We start from the raw sequence: 19,072 nt of genomic DNA on the forward strand, positions 1-19,072 counted from the left end.
TGCCCTGCACTAGGCTTCCCGTTTTTCGCGACGCCCCAGGGGAGTCACTCACATGGTCGAAGGTTTGGGCAGGATCGGCTTCGGCCTGTTCGGGTTGGCGGTGCTGATCGGCATCACCTGGTTGTTTTCCAACAACAAGCGCGCGGTGGACTGGAAGCTCGTCGCCACCGGCATCACCCTGCAGATCGCCTTTGCGGCGCTGGTGATCCTGGTCCCCGGCGGCCGCGACGTGTTCGATGCGCTCGGCCACGGCTTCGTGAAGGTCCTGAGCTTCGTCAACGAGGGCTCGAAGTTCATCTTCGGCTCGCTGATGGACGTCCAGAACTACGGCTTCATCTTCGCCTTCCAGGTGCTGCCGACCATCATCTTCTTCTCCGCGCTGATGGGCGTGATGTACCACCTGAACGTCATGCAGGCGATCGTCCGGGTGATGGCGTGGGCGATCACCAAGGTGATGCGCGTGTCCGGTGCCGAAACCACCAGCGTCTGCGCCAGCGTCTTCATCGGCCAGACCGAGGCGCCGCTGACCGTGCGCCCATACATCGCCAAGATGACCCAGTCCGAGCTGCTGACCATGATGATCGGTGGCATGGCCCACATCGCTGGCGGCGTGCTGGCGGCCTACGTGGGCATGCTCGGCGGGGGCGACCCGACCCAGCAGGCGTTCTACGCCAAGCATCTGCTGGCGGCCAGCATCATGGCCGCACCGGCCACGCTGGTGGTGGCCAAGCTGCTGATCCCGGAAACCGGCACCCCACTGACCCGCGGCACGGTGAAGATGGAAGTGGAGAAGACCTCCAGCAACATCATCGACGCGGCGGCGGCCGGCGCCGGCGACGGCCTGAAGCTGGCGCTGAACATCGGCGCGATGCTGCTGGCCTTCATCGCCCTGATCGCCCTGCTGAACGCCCCGCTGACCTGGCTCGGCGAAGTGACCGGCCTGGCCGCACAGATCGGCAAGCCGACCAACCTGTCGACCATCTTCGGCTACCTGCTGGCACCGATCGCCTGGGTGATCGGCACTCCGTGGGCCGACGCCACCACCGTGGGGTCGCTGATCGGACAGAAGGTCGTGATCAACGAATTCGTCGCCTATACCGAGCTGTCGCAGATCGTGAACGGCCAGGTCGCCGGCGTGACCCTGTCCAACGAAGGTCGCCTGATCGCCACCTATGCGCTGTGCGGCTTCGCCAACTTCAGCTCGATCGCAATCCAGATCGGCGGCATCGGTGGCCTGGCCCCGGAACGTCGCCACGACCTGGCCAAGTTCGGCCTGCGCGCGGTACTGGGCGGTACCATCGCCACCTTCATGACGGCGACCATCGCCGGCGTGCTGACGCATTTCAGTTGAACCCTAGTTCGAGAAAAGATTCCCTATGAGCAGCAGTGTCGTTGTCGTCGGTTCCTTCAATGTCGATCACGTGTGGCGGTGCGAGTCGCTGCCGGCACCGGGCGCGACCATTGCCGGCCGCTACAGCACCGGCCCCGGTGGCAAGGGCTTCAACCAGGCCGTGGCCGCATGCCGCGCGGGCGCCGACACCCACTTCGTGTGCGCCCTGGGTGATGACGCCGGCGGTGCCACCGCCCGCGACCTCGCCGGCCAGGACGGTTTCGCGCTGATCGCCGAAGCCAGCAGCGAACCGACCGGCACCGCCGGCATCTATGTCGATGCACGGGGTCGCAACACCATCGTGATCGGCCCGGGCGCCAATGCCGCCCTGAGCACCGATTTCCTGCAGCAGCAACAGGCGCTGCTGACCGGTGCCCGGGTGGTGCTGGTGCAGCTGGAGTCGCCGGTGCAGACCATCGAGGCGGCACTGGCTGCCGCCCGCGAGGCCGGTGTCACCACCGTGCTCAACACCGCACCGGCCGACGCCCCCTCGACCATCGGCCTGCTCAAGCTGGCCGATGTGATCACCCCGAACGAGACCGAGTTCGCCGCCCTGCTGGGCCGCCATGTCGGCGAGCGCGTGGATGCCAACGACGTGGCCGCGCTGGATGGTGCCAGCCTGCATGCGCTGTGCCGCAAGCTGGTCGGCAACGGTACCGTGGTAGTGACCCTGGGCTCGGTGGGCGTGTTCGTTTCGCATGCCGATGAGAACCTGCGCGGCGACACCCAGCCGTACTACCGCGTGGGTGCCGAGCAGGTGCAGGCGATCGATACCACCGGTGCCGGCGACGCCTTCAACGGCGCGCTGGCCGCCTCCCTTGCCCAGCTGCCGGAGGCGCCGTTCGCACGCCATGTGCGCTTCGCCAACCAGTTCGCGGGCCGCTCGACCGAGAAGGAAGGCGCCGCAGCGGCGATGCCACGGCTGACCCCGGCCGACGTGGAAATCCGGTAGGTCCACGCCGCAGCTGCATGAACCGGCCCGGGCGCGCAGGTGCCCGGGCCTTTTTCTGCCTGCGCCCATGCAGGGCACGCAGCCCTGCCGCAGCCGCCCACGATGACCCGCCACTGGGGGCGGCGGAAGCAACCGTCAAGCATCTGCTGATGCCCGTACGGCATGAGGTCGGTCCGGATCGGCCTGAACCGGCGCCTCGCCGACCCGGCCATGTGACCGCCTGCGGCCTACAATGGGCGCATGCAGATCGGCCCCTACACCATTGCTCCCAACGTCGTGCTGGCGCCCATGGCCGGCGTCACCGACAAGCCGTTCCGCCTGCTGTGCAAACGGCTGGGCGCGGGCCTGGCCGCCTCCGAGATGACCATCAGCGACCCGCGCTTCTGGAACACGCGCAAGTCGATCCACCGCATGGACCATGAGGGTGAACCGGCACCGATCAGCGTGCAGATCGCCGGCACCGAGCCGCAGCAGCTGGCCGAGGCGGCGCGTTACAACGTCGACCATGGTGCGCAGATCATCGACATCAACATGGGCTGCCCGGCCAAGAAGGTCTGCAATGCCTGGGCCGGTTCGGCGCTGATGCGTGATGAATCGCTGGTGGCGCGCATTCTTGCTGCCGTGGTCAACGCGGTCGATGTGCCGGTCACGCTGAAGATCCGCACCGGCTGGGACTGCGACCACCGCAATGGGCCGCTGATCGCGCGTATCGCCGAGGACAGCGGCATCGCCGCCCTGGCCGTGCACGGCCGCACCCGCGATCAGCACTACACCGGCCAGGCAGAGTACGCCACGATCGGCGAGATCAAGGCCGCGCTGCGCATTCCGGTGATCGCCAATGGAGACATCGATTCGCCGCGCAAGGCCGCCTTCGTCCTGCAGCAGACCGGCGTGGACGCAGTGATGATCGGTCGCGCGGCGCAGGGCCGGCCGTGGATCTTCCGCGAGGTGGCGCACTACCTGGCCACCGGTGAGGAACTGGCCCCGCCGTCACTGGCCGAAGTGCGCGATATCCTGCTCGGCCACCTGCACGCCCTGCATGCCTTCTACGGCGAGCCGCAGGGCGTGCGCATCGCGCGCAAGCACCTGGGCTGGTACGCCAAGGACCGGCCCGAGAATGCGGCGTTCCGCGCCGTGGTCAACCGCGCCGAAGATCCGCAGAGCCAGATCACACTGACCACCGAGTACTTCGACCGACTGATCGCCGGGCAACCGGCGCTGCCGTCGGCTGCCTGACCCCGCACGCCCCGCAGTCGACCCCGCACGACGCACCACGAGCCCGCGACCATGACACCGCCGATTTCCTCCCCCACCTACCTGCACGGGTTCTCCGGCACCGAACAGCAGCGCCTGATGACCCAGGCCCGCCTGCTGGAATCGAGCATCTTCGGCCAGATCGACTACGGCAGCGCACGACGCCTGCTGGAAGTCGGCAGCGGCGTCGGCGCGCAGACCGAGATCCTGCTGCGCCGCTTCCCCGACCTGCACGTGACCGGCGTGGACCTGAGCGAAACGCAGCTGGCGACCGCCCGCGAGAACCTCGCGCGCACGCCGTGGTGCAGCGATCGCTACACCCTGCAGCAGGCCGATGCAGGCGAGCTGCCGTTCGAGGCACGCAGCTTCGATTCGGCATTCCTGTGCTGGGTGCTGGAGCATGTACCTTCGCCGGCCCGCGTGCTCAGCGAAGTGCGCCGCGTACTCGCACCGGGATCGCCGGTCTACATCACCGAAGTGATGAACGCATCGTTCCTGCTCGATCCGTATTCGCCGCACATCTGGCGTTACTGGATGGCATTCAATGATTTCCAGTACGACCACGGCGGCGATCCCTTCGTCGGCGCCAAGCTCGGCAACCTGCTGCTGGCCGGTGGTTTCCGCGATGTGCATACCGAGATCAAGACGATCCACCTGGACAACCGCGAGCCGGCGCGGCGCAAGACGATGATCGCGTTCTGGGAGCAGCTGCTGCTGTCGGCCGCCGAGCAGCTGCTGCAGGCCGGCACCGTGGACGAGGATACGGTGGAGGGCATGCGTCGCGAGTTCCGGTTGGTGCAGAACGATCCCAATGCCGTGTTCTTCTTCTCGTTCGTGCAGGGCCGCGCGACGGTGTATTGACCGGCGCCTGTACCGCTGCGCTGCGGCGGTGCCACGCGCCGCATGGCTGGCAACCCGCTAGAATCGTCGCGGGCTGGCGTCGAGGACGGGCGCGCGCTGGACCCGGCCCCTTCCGCGTACGCGGCAACGGGACCACCGAGCTCCGCGCCTGAAGGGATTCCTGATGACAGCACGCGCAACGACTCCGGGTAGCACGCTGCCCCTCGCCGCCCGGGAAGGCGGCCTGCTGGATGGCCTCGACTCCCGCCAGGCCCGTCTGTGCCTGGGCATCGTGGCGGTGCTGTGCCTGCTGTATGTCGCATTTGCACTGACGCCCTCGTCGTATGCGATGGCCAGCCAGTACCTTGGGCTGGCGCCGATCGAGCCCCTGCTCGGAAAGGCGCGGGGCATCCGCATGGACGAGTGGATGGTCTACACCCCTTACGTGCAGATCGCGGTGGCCAATGACTTCGGCGCGACCAACGCGTTTTCGCCGTACCACGAGACGCTGCGCTCGTTCCAGGCGCTTCCGCTGCTGGACTGGGGCCTGCTGTTCAAGCCGTACCACTGGGCCTTCTTCATCCTGCCACCGGCCAACGCCTACTCGTTCTTCTTCATGTTCATGGCGATGGCGTTCCTGTGCGGCTGGGCGCTGTTCCTGCGCCAACTGCGGGTTCCGCCGCTGGCGGCCGTGCTGGTCGCGCTGACCCTGTACTTCTCGCCCTACGTGCAGGTGTGGTGGACGACCAACTGGGGCGCGTTCGCGCTGGCCCCGTGGGTAGCCGTGGCCTGGCTGCGGATCGACAACCGCTGGCTGCGCATCCTCGCCAGCGCCTACGCACTGGTGGTCTGGCTGCTGGCCGTGGCCTATCCGCCCTTCATCATTTCAGCGCTGCTGGCCATGGGCGTGCTGGTGCTGGCCTTCCGCCGCGATGCGTTGACAGTGGCACGCCTGCTCGACGCGGCGGTCGCCGGCGGCCTGGCGTTGCTGGCGTTCCTGGGCTATTTCCACGAAGCGATCGAGATCGTCCGCAACACCGTCTATCCCGGCCAGCGCGAGAGCGCCGGCGGCGGGGTCAGCCCGGTCGCGCTGCTCACCCACGGGTTCCCCAACCTGATGACGCGCGGGTTCTATCCGCTGCCTGCGTTCGAGCCGTCCAACGCCTGCGAGATCGCAGTGTTCAGCAGCCTGCTGCCGCTGTTCACCTCCGTCCTCGCCGACTGGACGCAGGTGCTGCGCTGGGCGCGCGGCCACCGGCTGTCGCTGGCGGTGCTGGCCGCCGGCATCGCGCTGGTCGCCTGCTGGATCTTCCTGCCGGTGCCGCTGCGGATCGGCCAGCTGACCGGACTGTCGATGGTGCCGCCCACCCGTGCGTTGCTGGCATTGGGCCTGCTGCTGAACATCGGCTGCGCGATCGTGCTGGTGCGCGGCGGGGTGCGCCTGGGACGCGGCCGCCTGCTGCTGCTCGCGGCCCTGCTGCTGGCGGGATGCCTGCTCAAGTTCGCCTTCGGCCAGGGCAGTTTCAGCCGGCTGCATGCCACGGCCGATGCATGGCCACTGCTGTGCGTGGGCGTGCTGGCCTTCGCCGCACGCCGCCCGCGGCTCGCCGCGCATCCGGTGGCGCTGGTGCTGGCGGTGGCCGCGCTCGGCAACGTGCTGACCAACGGGCTGTTCAATCCGGTGCAGTCGGCCCGGCCGATCTTCGACATGGACCGCAGCGCCGTGCTGGCGTCGATGCAGGCGCGCGGTGCACGGCAGGCTGCGGACGGAGCGTTGGTGGTGGAAGGGCGCTACGGTGCGCTGCTGTCCGGCGTCGGTATCCCGGCAGTCAACCACACGCTGTATTTCCCGCAGCTGGCGTACTTCCGCGCGCGCTTCCCGGACATGCCCGAAGACCGCTTCAACACCACGTTCAACCGCTATCACCATGTGATGGTCAGCGACGTCGCCGAACCCCGTTCGATGTACGCCGACCTGGTGGAAGTGCCCGCAGCCGCGATGCTGTCCGCGCCCGCGCAGCCGCCGGCACCGCCGCAGCCCTGAGGACGATGCAGATGAACGCCTACGCGCGCCCGGCCACGCCACCGAAGATCGCCGTCATCATTCCCTGCTACCGGGTGACCCGCCACGTGCTCGGCGTGCTCGCAGCGATCGACGATGCGGTCACCGCCATCTACTGCGTTGATGATGCCTGCCCGGATGGCAGCGGCCGGATGGTCCAGGACAGCACGCGCGATCCCCGGGTCAGGGTGCTGTTCCATGCGCAGAACCGCGGCGTCGGTGGTGCAATCAAGACCGGCTACCGCGCGGCCATCGCCGAGGGCATGGACATCCTGGTGAAGGTTGATGGCGACGGCCAGATGGATCCCGCACTGCTGATGGACTTCGTCGCTCCCATCGCCGAGGGCAACGCCGACTACACCAAGGGCAACCGCTTCTGGAACCTCAGCCACATCCGTCGCATGCCGCTGTTGCGGCGGATCGGCAACCTCGCGCTGTCGTTCATGAGCAAGGCGTCTTCCGGCTACTGGCAGGTGTTCGACCCGACCAACGGCTACACCGCCATCCACGCCCGCGTTGCCAGCCACCTGCCCCTTGATGCGATCAGCGACCGTTACTTCTTCGAGACCGACATGCTGTTCCGCCTCAACACGGTGCGTGCCGTGGTGCAGGACGTGGCGATGGACGCGCGCTATGCCGACGAGACCAGCAACCTGCGCATCAGCCGGGTACTGGGCGAGTTCGCCTTCAAGCACGTGCGCAACACGCTCAAGCGTGTCGGCTACAACTATTTCCTGCGCGACCTGACCATCGCCTCGCTGGAGCTGATCGCCGGGCTGGGACTGCTTGCCTTCGGTGGCGTGTTCGGCGCGTACCACTGGATCGCATCGGCATCGGCGGAGGTTGCGACGCCGGTCGGTACGCTCATGATCGTCATGGTTTCGCTGATTTCAGGTCTGCAGTTCCTGCTGGCATTCGTCGGCTTCGACATCGCCAATGCGCCGCGCCAGGTCCTGCATCGCTCGATCCAGCTCAACCGCACAGCACCGCCGGCCTGACGCCGGCACAGCATCCCCGCCTGCCGATCAATCGCCCGCGTGCACCGGGGCACTCCCGCCGGTGGCGCCCGTCGCTGCCGGCGCATGCCAGATCCGCTGCCACATCGCGGCCAGCCTGACGCCGACATCGGCGCGCGCCGCTGGGCTGCTGTAATCCGTGCGCCGCTGCTCGGGCACGATCGCCTGCCAGCGCCCATCGACCTGCCGTGCTACCGCGAAGTTGAAGGTGTAATCCGGCTCCAGGCCCATGCGCAGATCACTCAGCACCAGCATTCCGTCCACTATCTGCGCACGCATGAAGCCACGGTTGAACCACTGCAGGCGTTGAACCGCCGGAATCGACTGCGCTTCACGCAGGGCCTGCACATTGGACGGGTGGCCTTCGAACTGCATCGGGCCGCGGTCGGCCACCAGCGAGCGATCGCCGACCACGTAACCGTTCGGGGTCATCGCCACCACCCGCCACAGCAGGGTGTTGAACGGCATCGGCACCGAGAATCGTGGTGCATCGCCCAGCCCCATGGCCGCAAGGCTCTGCTGGGCGGCACGGTCGACCTGAGCCTTGGCCAGCAGGCCCCATCCCAGGTAGCCGGTACTGAGCACCAGGGCGAGCCCGAGCACCTTGCCGGCCCACGGCCGCGCGCGCCCGAACCACGCCACCACGCAGCCCAGCAGCAGCCATACCGTGTACGCCGGGTCGATGATGAAAACACTCGATCCCATGGTCGGGTGTGGCCGCAGTGGCCACCACAGCTGGGTCCCGTAGACGGTGAACGCATCCAGCAGCGGATGGGTGACCAGCGCCAGCTGGATGGCCCAGAACCAGCGCAGCGGCGACTGCGCCACCCGCCCCCGGCCGTAGCGCTTGAACAGCCACCAGATCAACGCCGCCACCCAGGGCAACACCAGCAGCGAATGGCTGAAGCTGCGGTGGTCGACCATCACCGCTACGGGATCCTCGGCAGTGAAGCCCAGCCACAAGGCATCCAGATCCGGCAGGGTGCCAAGTGCGGCACCGGCCAGCAGGGCCGCGCGGCGATGTCCGGGCGGGGCGATGGCAGCGGCTACGGCGCCGCCGAGAACGATCTGGGTCAAGGAATCCATGGCCCGATGCTAACGGCTTTGCCGGGCGACAGCAGAGCCCGGACGGTGGCCGGTGTCGCTGGGCTCAGGCAGCCGCCGCGCGCCGGGCTGCGCCGGGCAGCTCCACCAGCGTCCGCCCATGGTGATCGAGCAGGCGCAGCGCGCCGTCATGATCTTCGGCCAGCGCGGTCAGGCTCTCCACCCAGTCGCCGTCGTTGGCATAGACCAGGCCGTCGCGCTCGACCAGCGCCGCACGGTGGATGTGCCCGCAGATGATGCCGTCCAGGCCGCGCCGGCGCACGTCGTCCAGCCCGGCCTGCACGAAGCGCTCGATGTAGCGCTCGGCCGCACCACTGCGCTTCTTGAGGAATTCCGACAGCGACCAGTAGCGCATGCCCAGCCGGCGGCGTACCGCGTTGAGCGCCTGGTTGCCGGTCAGGATGCGGTAGTACAGCCAGTCGCCGAACTTTTCCTGCAGGCCGCCGAAATGGGTGACACCGTCGTAGTCGTCGCCATGGGCGACCAGCAACCGTCGCCCATCGGCGGTCACATGAATCGCACGACGGCGCACCTGCATCGCCGGCAGCATCAACCCGCAGACATGGCGCAGCGAGGCATCGTGATTGCCGGGGATGTAGATGATCTCGGTACCGTTGCGACGCAGTGCATGCAGCGCCTGGATGACGTCGCTGTGCGACTGCCGCCAGTTGGCGCGATGATGCGCCATCCACCACAGGTCGATGATGTCACCGACCAGGTACAACCGTTCACAGCGCAGCTGGGTGAGAAACACGGCCAGTTCGGCCGCATGGCAATGGCGCGACCCCAGATGCACGTCGGAGACGAACACGGCGCGACGGTGTGGCGACAACGTCGCCAGCGCGCTCATGCCTGCGCTCCGGCATCACGCAGGTAGCGCTTGCGCTTGTGTGGTCGGATCGCGCACAGGTCCACCTCGATCAGACCGTCGATCGAGTCGCTGAACGCCGGGTCGACACCGAACGCAAGGAAGCGCGCGCCACCGGGCTCGCACAGGTCGGTGTACTGGCGGTACAGGGTCGGCACGCCGGTCCCGAGTGCGGCCAGGTTGGCCTTCAGGACGTCGAAGGCTGCGCCCGCATCCAGTTCACCGAAACTGGGCGGTGCCGCGAAGTACTGGAAGGGCCGGTTCGACTCGGCCAGGCCGGCGATGCCGCCGTAGTAGCGCTGGTAGTAGGCCACCAGTTGCTCGCGCGCATCGCGCGGCAGCGCCGCACTGATCGATACCGCACCGAACAGGTAGCGGATGCCGGGCCGGCACTGCAGGTAGGCGCCGATTCCCTGCCACAGGTAGTCCAGGCTGCGGCTGCCCCAGTAATCGGGCACCACGAAGCTGCGGCCCAGCTCCAGCCCCTCGGCGATATGGGTGATGGCATCGTCGGAATAGCGGAACAGCGACGCGCTGTAGAGCCCTGCCAGCCCGCGCCGGGCCAGCGCGTGCGCGCCCCGCATGATGCGGTACGCGCCCGCGATGCGCTGCGCGGCAGCGTCCCAGATCACGATGTGCTCGTACTGCGGATCGAAGGCGTCCAGGTCGCGGCTGTGGCCGGTACCCTCGCCCACCTGGCGGAACGTCAGCTCGCGCAGGCGTCCCAGTTCCAGCAGCAGCGGCGAGTCGGCGCTGCAACTGGCCAGCAGGATCTGCTTGCCGTCGGCGGTCTGTCCGAGCCGGACAGCGCCAGCGATGGCGGCCGCCACCTGCGACGGCGGCACCGGTGCGGCCAGTGGTTCGGGGCCGGCGCTGGCAGTCTCGCCGGGGCGCAGGTCGCGCCCCAGCGCATACACCGCGCGCCGTACCGCCAGCAGCTGCTCGCCCGGGTCGCCCTGTCCCAGCTGCATCGGTTCACCGATGCGCAACCGCAGCGGCCGACCACGCCGCGCGAACATCTCACGCGCCAGCAGCGCGGTGCCGGCTGGCTTGAACAGGGTCGAGGCGCCGTAGAACAGGGCCGAATTGCGTGCCTCCACCCTAACCGGCAACACCGGGGCGCCGGCGGCCCGGGCGAACCTGACGAACCCGCGCTGCCAGCGACCATCACGGATGCCACGCAACGACAGCCGGGATACCTCGCCGGCCGGAAACACGATCACGCACTGCTCGGCGGCCAGCGCCTGCTCCACCGCCTGCAGGCTGCCGCGCTGGACCTTGCCGCCGAGGATGCGGACCGGCAGCAGCAGGTCCTGCAGCGGGCCGATGGCGCCCAGCAGATCGTTGGCCACGATCCGCACATCGCGGCGGATGCGGCCGACCGCGTCCAGCAGCGCCAGCGCGTCGAGTGCACCGGAAGGATGATTGGCCACGATCAGCAGACGGCCCGTGACCGGAATGCGGGCCAGGGCTGCCGGATCCACCTGGTACTGGCCGTCCAGGAACTCCAGTCCGGCGGCCACGAAGCCGAATCCGCGCACGTCCGCGTTGCGCCGCAGGAAGTCCTCCACCCGGTCCAGCCGCGACCAGCGACCGACACTGCGCAGCAGTGGTCGCGCGAGCTGGCCGCGGCGGCCATGGAACCACTCCGGAAAGCGTTGCTGCAGACGCTGTTCGAGTTCCTGCATGGCGTGCTCACTGATACCCGGCGGCCGGATTGGCCGACAGCCTGCGCCTGGCACGCGGCAGGCAGATGGCGGTTTCGGGGCAGAACGATGACGGCCGGTCCCGCTCCGGCAACGCCGGAACCGCCCCTTCCCCCCCCGCAACACGGCCTTGCGGCAATGGTCACGCCAGTGGAACACTGCCTGCGCACCGTGTCCTGCAGACGCCCGCCAGGCCTTGTGCCAGAGGGCACGTCACCTTAACCACCGGCAACCCGTACGGGTTCACAATGCACAGGCGGCGCACCCCGTGTATGATGCGCGCCCATCTTTCCATCCGAATCAAGGGATATTAAGCCTGATGTCCAGCTACCTGTTCACCTCCGAATCGGTCTCCGAAGGCCATCCGGACAAGATTGCCGACCAGATCTCCGACGCGGTGCTGGACGCGATCCTGACCCAGGACCAGCGCGCCCGCGTGGCCTGCGAGACCATGGTCAAGACCGGTGTGGCCATTGTTGCCGGTGAGATCACCACCAGCGCCTGGATCGACCTCGAAGCGCTGACCCGCAAGGTCATCCTGGACATCGGCTATGACAGCTCCGACGTCGGCTTCGACGGCGCCACCTGCGGCGTGCTGAACCTGATCGGCAAGCAGTCGCCGCACATCGCCCAGGGCGTGGACCGCAAGAAGCCGGAAGAAATGGGCGCGGGCGACCAGGGCCTGATGTTCGGCTATGCCACCAACGAGACCGACAGCTACATGCCGGCCGCGATCCACCTGTCGCACCGCCTGGTCGAGCAGCAGGCCAAGATCCGCAAGAAGAAGAACTCGCCGCTGTCGTGGCTGCGCCCGGACGCCAAGAGCCAGGTCACTCTGCGCTACGAGAACGGCGAAGTGGCCGCCATCGACGCGGTGGTGCTGTCCACCCAGCACGCCCCGGGCATCAAGCAGAAGGACCTGATCGAGGCCGTCCGCGAAGAGATCATCAAGCCGGTGCTGCCGGCCAAGTGGCTGCACAAGGGCACCAAGTTCCACATCAACCCGACCGGCAAGTTCGAGATCGGCGGCCCGGTGGGCGACTGCGGCCTGACCGGCCGCAAGATCATCGTCGACACCTACGGCGGCTGGGCCCGTCACGGTGGCGGCGCGTTCTCCGGCAAGGATCCGTCCAAGGTTGACCGCTCGGCCGCCTACGCTGCCCGCTACGTCGCCAAGAACGTGGTCGCCGCCGGCCTGGCCGACCGCTGCGAAGTGCAGGTCTCCTACGCCATCGGCGTGGCCGAGCCGACCTCGATCTCGGTCACCACCTTCGGCACCGGCAAAATCAGCGACGACAAGATCGAGAAGCTGATCCGCAAGCACTTCGACCTGCGCCCGTACGGCATCATCAAGATGCTGGACCTGATCCACCCGATGTACCAGCAGACTGCGGCCTACGGCCACTTCGGCCGCAAGCCGAAGGAGTTCAGCTACCTCAACGGTGCCGGCGAGACGGTCAACGCCACGGCCTTCTCCTGGGAGAAGACCGATCGTGCCGCCGCCCTGCGCGCCGATGCGAAGCTGAAGTAAGACAGACGAAGGGCCGCGCAAGCGGCCCTTCTGCTTTCTGTAGAGCCGAGCCCATGCTCGGCTTTCTTTTGCCTGCGCCGAGAGCAGCCGAGCACGGGCTCGGCTCTACACGAGCTGCGCCACGCCGATACAATCGGTGCATGTCGACCGAACTCAAAACCCACCAGCTGTCCATGACCGTGCTGATGTCGCCGGAGATGGCCAACTTCTCCGGCAAGGTCCACGGCGGCGCCATCCTGCGCCTGCTCGACCAGGTTGCCTACGCCTGTGCCAGCCGCTACGCCGGCAGCTACGTGGTCACCCTGTCGGTGGACCAGGTGATGTTCCGCCAACCGATCGCGGTGGGCGAACTGGTGACGTTCCTGGCCTCGGTGAACTACACCGGCACCTCGTCGATGGAGATCGGCATCAAGGTGGTGGCCGAGGACATCCTCAAGCGCAGCGTGCGCCACGCCAACAGCTGTTTCTTCACCATGGTGGCGGTGGACGAAGAGGGGCGGCCAACGCCTGTCCCCCCGCTGCAGCCCGCCAGTTCGGACGAGAAGCGCCGGCAGGCCGCCGCGCTGATCCGGCGCCAGCTGCGGCAGGAAATGGAGCAACGGCACCTGGAACTGCTGGCGTCCAATCCGCCTTCGCCTGAAGAGTGAGAGCGTGCGGGGCAAGCCCCGCACCCACCGAGGCGGGTAGCGCCGGGCCATGCCCGGCGGATGCGGATCACCCGGTGTTCTGCACGCCCTGCGAAACACCATTCACGCAGGCCACCAGCGCGCGCAGCAGTTCTTCGTCCTCCCGCCCGCTTTCGCGCCAGCGCTGCAGCAGGTCCACCTGCAGCACGCTGATCGGATCGACGTAGGGATTGCGCAGTCGGATCGACAGCGCCAGCCGCGCATCGTGCTCCAGCAAGGTCTGCTGGTCCATCAGTGCCAGCAGCCAGCGGCGGGTCAGCGCCAGTTCGTGCTGGATCTGCGGGAAAAAGCGCCCGTGCAGGTCACCGGAGAGACGCGAGAACTGTTCGGCGATGGTGATATCGCCCTTGGACAGCACCATTGCGATGTCGTCCAGGAAGGTGCGGAAGAACGGCCAGTCGCGCGCCATGTCGCGCAGGACAGGTTCATGGCCGGCATCCACCGCCGCCTGCAGGCCGCTGCCCACGCCATACCAGCCGGGAATCACCGCGCGGGCCTGGCTCCAGGCGAATACCCACGGGATCGCACGCAGGTTGCCCAGTGCCGCATCCTGGCCGAGACGACGCGACGGCCGTGAACCCAGCGTCATCCGCTCGATCACATCGATCGGCGTCGCCGTTCGGAAGTAATCCATGAAACCGGCCTGGCCGACGAAGGCGCGATAGACCTCGCTGCTGGTGGCGGCGACCACGTCCATCACCGGTCGCCAGCCCTCCTCGCGAGGTTCCGCGGCACGCGGACGCAGACTGGCCCGCAGCACCGCACCGGTGGCCTGCTCGAGCGATCGCAGCGCCAGCGCGCGGATGCCGTACTTGCGGTGGATCACCTCGCCCTGCTCGGTCACGCGCAGGCGACCATCGATGCTGCCACGTGGCGACGCGTCCACCGCGTGCGTGGTCTTGCCACCGCCCCGGCTGATCGAACCACCACGGCCGTGGAAGAAGGTCAGGCGGATGCCGGCCTCCGCCGCCACGTCCAGCAGTTCCACCTGCGCACGCTGCAGGCCCCAGCGCGAGGCGGCGATGCCGCCGTCCTTGCTGCTGTCGGAGTAACCCAGCATCACCATCTGCACATCACCGCGTGCCCGCAGATGAGCGCGATAGACCGGATCGGCCAGCAGGTCGCGCAGCGTCGCGGTACCGCGCTTGAGATCGTCCACCGTCTCGAACAGCGGTGCGATGTCCAGCGGCACCGCGCCGTCCTCGTCAGCCAATCCGCCGCGGCGCGCCAGCGCCAGCACGGCCAGCACATCGCTGCGGTCATGTGCCATCGAGATGATGTAGCTGCCCAGCGCCTCGCTGCCATGCCGCGCGCGCGCGTCGGCCAGCGCCGCGAACACCGCATCCAGTCGCTGGTTGCCCTCGTCATCGCCCACCGGCAGCGGCTGCTCGCCGCTGGCGTGTGGCCCCAACAGGCCGGCGCGGGCCAATGGATCCAATCCGTCCCACGCCGCTTCGCCGCCCAGCACCGCCGCCAGCGCGCGCGCATGCACGCTCGATTCCTGCCGCACGTCCAGCCGCGCCAGATGGAAGCCGAACGTCTTCACCCGCCACAACAGTCGCTGCACGGCGAATCCGCCGGCATGCTCGCCACGGTTGGCACGCAGGCTGTCGAGGATCAGCTGCAGATCGTCGATCAGCTCGTCCGGACCTGCATAGGCCCCCTCTGCATCGTCCAGGGTGGCCTGCAGGCGCGCACGCATGCGGTCGTTGAGCAGCCGGTACGGCATGTCGGCGTGCCGCGGGCGCGACTGCACCTTCGGCAACAGCTGCTGGTAGTGCGACACGCGCGCCTGCAGCGCATCGCTCACGCCCACCCGCTCGGTGGACTGGCTGAGCAGGCTGGCCAGCTGCAGCAGTTCCTTCTGGTAGCGCCCCAGCACTGCCTGTCGCTGGGCATCGAGCGTGCTGCGGATGGTGCGGGCGTCCACGTTCGGGTTGCCGTCCATGTCGCCGCCCACCCATGTGCCGAAACGCAGCAGGCGCGGCAGCGCCAGTTCTTCGCCATAGGTATCACGCAGCGCCTGCTGCAGGGATTCGTACAGCACGGGTATCACCCGGTACAGCACCTGCACCAGATAGAAGCCGACATGCTCGCGCTCGTCATCGACCGTCGGCCGCACCGGCGAGGAGTCGGTGGTCTGCCAGGAAGCGGTCAGCGCCATGCGGAAGCGTGCAGCATCCGCTGCCGCCTCGCCCGGCGTGCGCTGGCCGTCGAGGTTGTCGACCAGGCTGGCCACCATCAGCTGCTCTTTCTCCAGCAGTGCGCGGCGCACGGCTTCGGTCGGATGCGCAGTGAACACCGGTTCGATATCGATGCGCGGCAGCCACTGCGCCAACTCATCCAGCGTCACGCCCTGCGCCTTCAGGTGCTGCAGCGCATCCTGCAGGCCATCCGGCTGCGGCGCGGCAGTACCGGCACGCTGGTAGTCGCGGCGGCGGCGGATGCGGTGCACGCGCTCGGCAATGTTGACCACCTGGAAGTAGGTGCTGAACGCCCGCACCATCGTCTCGGCCTGCTGCGGCGTGCGACCGGCCAGACCATCGGCCAGCTCCGACAGCGGCGCCTGGTTTTCGCGGCGGGCGATGGCCCGCGTGCGCACATCCTCGACATCGTCGAGGAAGGTTGCCGAAACCTGCTCGACCAGCAGGTCGCCGACCAGCGCGCCGAGCCGGCGCACGTCATCGCGGAGCGGAAGATCGGGAGAAGCAAACTCGATGCTGCTGCGGTACTCGTTCATCGGCGACGCACGGGCCTCGGTCAACGGATCCTGGATCCAAGCCTATCCCAGATCGGGGGCTGTGCTGCGATGCAGAAATGGTTTCATCTGCATGCAACGCCAGCGCTGCCGATGTGGGAGGCAACCGGGCCGGGGCGGCCCCGTCGCAGGGGCCGCCGGCATGCACGTGTCAGCGCTTCTTCTTCGTCTTGCCCGAGGCTGCCGGGCCGATGGTCTGCTCCAGCCAGCGCTCGCTCTCGGCCAGCATGGTCATGATCGATTCGCGTGCACGATAGGCGTGCGATTCGTTCGGCAGCATCACCAGGCGCGCCGTCCCTCCAAGTCCCTTCACCGCGGCGAACATGCGCTCGCTCTGCATCGGGAAGGTGCCGGAATTGTTGTCATCCACGCCGTGAATGAACAGGATCGGATCCTTGATCCGGTCCGCATAGTTGAACGGCGCCATCTTCTGATACACGTCCTGCGCCTGCCAGTAGTTGCGCTCTTCGGCCTGGAAGCCGAACGGCGTCAGCGTACGGTTGTAGGCACCACTGCGGGCGATGCCGGCCTTGAACAGGCGCGTATGCGCAAGCAGGTTCGCGGTCATGAACGCACCGTAGGAATGGCCGCCGATGGCGATATGGTCGCGGTCGGTCACGCCACGGCGCACCACTTCGTCCACCGCAGCCTGGGCATTGGCCACCAGCTGTTCGATATAGGTGTCGTTGGGTTCCTTGTCGCCCTCGCCGATGATCGGCATCGAAGGACTTGCCAGCACCACATAGCCCTTGGCCAGGAAGGCCTGCGGCCCCCAGTAGCTGATCGCGTTGAAACGGTACGGCGAATCGGTGACCTGGCTGGCGGCCGCGGCGCTCTTGAACTCGCCCGGGTAGGCCCACATCAGCAGCGGGCGCGGGCCGTCGCGCGTGGGATCGTAGCCCGGCGGCAGCAGCAGCGTGGCCGTGAGGTCCACGCCGTCGGCACGCTTGTAGCGGATCTGCTCCTTCTGCACGCCCTTGAGCTGCGGCAGCGGATGCGGGAAGTGGGTCAGCGCGCGCGGTGCCGCGCCGGCATCGGTGAGCGATTGCACATGGAAGTTGGTCGGCTCGTCCGGGCTTTCACGGCTCAGCAGCAGCGAGCTGCCCTGGTTGTCCAGCAATGCCACCGGCACCGAATAGTTCGGCGCCTGCGAGTGGAACAGGCGGGAGGCCTTTCCGCTGGCGATGTCGAAGCGGTCCACGAACGGACGGTCACCTTCCGGCGAAGCACCGGCACCAACCAGATACAGGCTGCCACCATCGGGGCTGGTCTGCAGCAGCGAGCGGCCGCGATCGTCGCTGGACAGCTGGGGCCGGCCCGGATCGGAATAGCGGTCCTGCGCATCACGATCCCACAGCAGGCGCGGCTCGGTACCGGCGTTGTCCGGGGCAATCAACCAGGTCTTGGTCCTGCGGGTCTTCCACCACGACTCGGTGAGCAGGGCCAGGTCGCCACGGCCCCAGCTGATGCCGGCCAGACGGCTGCCGAGCTGGGCCAGCGTCACCGGCGGCCTGTCGAACGGGGCGGCCTGCATCAGCACGGCGTCGCGCACCTTGGCGTCGCGGTTCGGATCACCACCGTCCTGGGCCTCGGCCCAGACCAGCGTGGCATCGGCATCGCCGCGCCAGATGATGTCGCGTACGCCGGTCACTTCGGCGTCGTTGCCGGTCGGCAGGCCTTCCACCAGCGGGCGCACGGCCACGGTGTGCACCAGTTGGCCGCTGGCACGGTCGATCACTTCAATGCGGCGCGGGAAGCTGCTGACCGGCACCACATAGGAGTAAGGCCGCTGCACCGGCTGGCGCAGCACGAAGCGGCCATCCGGCGATACCGAGAAGCCCATGAAGATGCCCGCCGCGCCGATCGCGCGGGTGCGGCCATCCAGGCTGACTTCCATCGGCTGGGTGGTGGCGTAGTAGTCGAACTGGCGCGCGTCGGCCTCGTTCTTCAGCAGGTCCTGATAGGTACGGATCGACACCACGCCGCCGCCCTGGCTGGTCTGCTGCACGGCGGGGCCGGTGGGAATGCCGTCGGCGGCCGGGGCGGCGCCGAGGTTGGCCGGGCGGGTGAACACCACCAGACCACGGCTGTCCGGCAGCCACTGGTAGCCGCTGCCGATCACCGTGTTCAGGCCGGCGACCAGGCGACGGGCGCTGCCGGCGGCCACATCCACCAGCCACAGTTCATTGGCGCCACTGGCGGCGTCGACCTGATTGAAGGCCAGCCACTTCTGGTCCGGCGACCATGCCAGGCTGGCAATCGACAGCGTGCCCGGCAGGCCGCTGATCTGCCGCTCCCTGCCGTCGGCCACGCTCATCAGCCACAGCTTCTCGCCGAAGCTGAAACGGCTGTCGGAGAACGTGCGCGGGTTGATGCGCAGGCCTGCCAGCTTCAGTTCCGGCTGGGCCACCACCTGGATCGACGGCAGCGACGGCATCTGCATCAGCGCGGCCACATCGCGGCGCGGCGACAGGTACAGCGAGGGCGCACGCGGGGCGTCGACCACCGCCTGCAGCTCGGCCGAGGGCAGCTCGTAGCCGTTTGCCCCCTGGGCCTGGGCCGCCGCAGGCTGCGGCGCTGCCGCCCAGGCCAGCGGGGCCACCGCCAACAGGGCCATGGACAGGACCAGGCCGGTCAAGCGCCGGTTGCGGCGTACATGCATGCTCATCGTTCCACCTGAGGGTGCGTTAAAACCCGACCTTAACAGTCCGTGCACAGGCGCCCATCTGCCGATGGTTGGGTCACGCCGATGAAACACCGGGCGCGCGATATAATGGCCGTTCTCCCCTCCCGAGGGGCGCTGCGACCGGACCCCCATGAGGCCGGCCAGGCTCGGTGAGGTGGCTCTGTAACAACGGCGCCCGGCTAGATGCGAGCACCCGCTCGCCCACAACCGGAGCTACTG

At 68.0% G+C, this 19,072-nt stretch carries 13 protein-coding genes and 1 riboswitch; of the genes, 8 read left to right on the top strand and 5 right to left on the bottom strand.

Annotated elements, in window-relative coordinates; genetic code table 11:
• The first annotated feature begins 52 nt into the window (after nucleotides 1–52).
• From AC06FB_RS15545 to AC06FB_RS15570, 6 genes are all read left to right on the top strand, one after another.
• Nucleotides 53–1,351, top strand: a complete 1,299-nt coding sequence (locus AC06FB_RS15545) for a NupC/NupG family nucleoside CNT transporter (protein WP_053516424.1) — start codon at nucleotides 53–55, stop codon at nucleotides 1,349–1,351.
• A 25-nt stretch (nucleotides 1,352–1,376) separates the two neighbouring features.
• Nucleotides 1,377–2,342 carry a ribokinase gene (locus AC06FB_RS15550; protein ID WP_053516425.1) on the top strand — a complete coding sequence of 322 codons (966 nt, stop codon included), beginning with the start codon at nucleotides 1,377–1,379 and terminating at the stop codon, nucleotides 2,340–2,342.
• A 240-nt stretch (nucleotides 2,343–2,582) separates the two neighbouring features.
• Complete coding sequence (gene dusB / locus AC06FB_RS15555) at nucleotides 2,583–3,578, top strand: tRNA dihydrouridine synthase DusB (RefSeq protein ID WP_053516426.1); 996 nt, start codon at nucleotides 2,583–2,585, stop codon at nucleotides 3,576–3,578.
• Between the two features lie 51 nt (nucleotides 3,579–3,629).
• Nucleotides 3,630–4,457, top strand: a complete 828-nt coding sequence (locus tag AC06FB_RS15560; RefSeq protein ID WP_053516428.1) for a methyltransferase domain-containing protein — start codon at nucleotides 3,630–3,632, stop codon at nucleotides 4,455–4,457.
• 163 nt (nucleotides 4,458–4,620) lie between these two features.
• A complete protein-coding gene (locus AC06FB_RS15565; RefSeq protein ID WP_346475610.1) occupies nucleotides 4,621–6,480 on the top strand; it encodes a DUF7657 domain-containing protein in 1,860 nt (619 codons plus the stop codon).
• Between the two features lie 11 nt (nucleotides 6,481–6,491).
• Entirely contained in the window at nucleotides 6,492–7,496 is a 1,005-nt protein-coding gene (locus AC06FB_RS15570; protein WP_346475611.1) for a glycosyltransferase, read from the top strand.
• 27 nt (nucleotides 7,497–7,523) lie between these two features.
• Here the strand turns inward: AC06FB_RS15570 and AC06FB_RS15575 are convergent, their stop codons facing one another.
• From AC06FB_RS15575 to olsF, 3 genes are all read right to left on the bottom strand, one after another.
• Nucleotides 7,524–8,600, bottom strand: coding sequence for a metal-dependent hydrolase (locus tag AC06FB_RS15575; protein WP_053516430.1), 1,077 nt, complete (start codon nucleotides 8,598–8,600; stop codon nucleotides 7,524–7,526).
• Nucleotides 8,601–8,664: 64 nt separating this feature from the next.
• The gene (locus AC06FB_RS15580; protein ID WP_053516431.1) at nucleotides 8,665–9,468 is read right to left on the bottom strand and encodes a UDP-2,3-diacylglucosamine diphosphatase; all 804 of its coding nucleotides are present in this window, start codon (nucleotides 9,466–9,468) and stop codon (nucleotides 8,665–8,667) included.
• The gene (olsF, locus tag AC06FB_RS15585) at nucleotides 9,465–11,174 is read right to left on the bottom strand and encodes a bifunctional ornithine lipid synthase OlsF (RefSeq protein ID WP_340045051.1); all 1,710 of its coding nucleotides are present in this window, start codon (nucleotides 11,172–11,174) and stop codon (nucleotides 9,465–9,467) included. Before olsF ends, AC06FB_RS15580 begins: the two co-directional genes overlap by 4 nt.
• A 337-nt stretch (nucleotides 11,175–11,511) precedes the next feature.
• Between olsF and metK the strand changes: the two genes are divergently transcribed.
• Together metK and AC06FB_RS15595 are read left to right on the top strand one after the other, a co-directional pair.
• A complete protein-coding gene (gene metK / locus AC06FB_RS15590) occupies nucleotides 11,512–12,723 on the top strand; it encodes a methionine adenosyltransferase (RefSeq protein WP_053516433.1) in 1,212 nt (403 codons plus the stop codon).
• A 140-nt stretch (nucleotides 12,724–12,863) separates the two neighbouring features.
• Nucleotides 12,864–13,370, top strand: coding sequence for an acyl-CoA thioesterase (locus AC06FB_RS15595; RefSeq protein WP_053516435.1), 507 nt, complete (start codon nucleotides 12,864–12,866; stop codon nucleotides 13,368–13,370).
• Between the two features lie 67 nt (nucleotides 13,371–13,437).
• Here the strand turns inward: AC06FB_RS15595 and ppc are convergent, their stop codons facing one another.
• Together ppc and AC06FB_RS15605 are read right to left on the bottom strand one after the other, a co-directional pair.
• Nucleotides 13,438–16,149: a phosphoenolpyruvate carboxylase gene (gene ppc, locus AC06FB_RS15600; protein ID WP_459040770.1), complete on the bottom strand. Its 2,712-nt coding sequence runs from the start codon at nucleotides 16,147–16,149 to the stop codon at nucleotides 13,438–13,440.
• A 169-nt stretch (nucleotides 16,150–16,318) separates the two neighbouring features.
• Nucleotides 16,319–18,835 carry a S9 family peptidase gene (locus AC06FB_RS15605; RefSeq protein ID WP_478053871.1) on the bottom strand — a complete coding sequence of 839 codons (2,517 nt, stop codon included), beginning with the start codon at nucleotides 18,833–18,835 and terminating at the stop codon, nucleotides 16,319–16,321.
• 118 nt (nucleotides 18,836–18,953) lie between these two features.
• A riboswitch (S-adenosyl-L-homocysteine riboswitch) is annotated at nucleotides 18,954–19,037 on the top strand.
• Nucleotides 19,038–19,072 lie beyond the last annotated feature (35 nt).

Source organism: Stenotrophomonas sp. Steno-C15 (genome assembly GCF_056393265.1).